This window comes from Microvirga aerilata (assembly GCF_016743775.1).
Classification (GTDB): domain Bacteria; phylum Pseudomonadota; class Alphaproteobacteria; order Rhizobiales; family Beijerinckiaceae; genus Microvirga; species Microvirga aerilata.
In genome coordinates, this window is record NZ_JAEQMY010000298.1 from 1 (window position 1) to 1,196 (window position 1,196).

At 65.3% G+C, this 1,196-nt stretch carries 2 protein-coding genes; both read left to right on the forward strand.

What is annotated here, in order from left to right; all coding sequences use genetic code 11:
• Nucleotides 1-65: 65 nt before the first annotated feature.
• Nucleotides 66-608: a helix-turn-helix domain-containing protein gene (locus JKG68_RS32450; protein ID WP_202066555.1), complete on the forward strand. Its 543-nt coding sequence runs from the start codon at nucleotides 66-68 to the stop codon at nucleotides 606-608.
• A gap of 14 nt (nucleotides 609-622) precedes the next feature.
• Nucleotides 623-1,180: a transposase gene (locus JKG68_RS32455; RefSeq protein WP_210346531.1), complete on the forward strand. Its 558-nt coding sequence runs from the start codon at nucleotides 623-625 to the stop codon at nucleotides 1,178-1,180.
• Nucleotides 1,181-1,196 lie beyond the last annotated feature (16 nt).

The window sequence follows — 1,196 nt, forward strand, 5'->3', positions numbered from 1 at the left end:
TGGTGCATCCGGTAGGTTGCGGGGTATAATGGCGGCCCCTTCTGACCTGCTGGCGGAGGCGACCCATGGCACCAGTCTGCTTACGGGACTTAACCGCTGACGAGTTCGCGACCGTAAAGCGCCTGGCTCACTCCCACACCGCTCCGGCTCAACGCGTGCAACGCGCCCAAATCATCTGGCGCGCCAGCTGCGGCGGGAGCGCCTCGGCGATTGCAGCTCGCGTGGGTCTTGATGGCGAGACCGTGCGCAAGCGCATTCGCCGCTTCAATGCTGAGGGACTGGACGCCCTCAAGGACCGGCATCGGTCGGGCCGCCCGCCCACCTATCCGCCCGAGCAAACCGCCACCGTGATCGGCATCGCGCTGACCAAGCCGCAGGCGCTCGGGCTGCCGTTTGCCGCCTGGACGCTCGACCGTCTGGCCGCCTACCTGCATGAGCAGAAAGGCATCGCGATGCAGCGCAGTCGCATCGACGAGATCCTGCTCCACGAGGGCCTGCGCTGGCGCAAGCACGAGACCTGGTTCGGCGAGCGGGTGGATCCGGCCTTCGCGGAAAAAAGGGGGCGATCGAAACGCTCTATACCAAGCCACCTGCGGGCAGTTGTGTGATCTGTCTGGATGAAATGGGACCGGTGAGCGCCAAGAGCTATGCCGGTCATGCCCTGGTGCAGAGCCGAACGCGACCGGCCGAGCGCGCGAAGCAGGAGATCGACTACGGCCGGCGCGCCAAGGGCTACATCTTCGGAGCCTTCTGTCCTGCAACGGGCGAGGCCTTCACCCATCCCTATCCCGGACGCAGCGGCGCGTACTGGGTCGACTTCCTCGACCAGGTTGAGACCTGGATCCCGCGCACGACCGAGCGGGTCTACGCCATCATGGATAACCTAAGCTCCCACCACACCACGGACGTGCTGCTGTTCCTGCTCGCCCATCCACGCTGGGAGATGGTGTTCCAGCCCAAGTACGCCGCTTACCTCAACCTGATCGAGCCCTGGTGGAAGATCCTGCGCTCGCTGGCGTTAGCGGGCCGGCGCTTCGAGACCTGGGACGAGATCATCGACGCGATCCACCACTCAACGGTCTACTGGATTGCACATCGCCATCCCTTTGTCTGGGGCAAGCGCCGCCGACACCGGCCACGCCGTTCGCCTGGCATCGCCCTGGTACCGAGGGCGGCATGACTTACCGGATGCACCA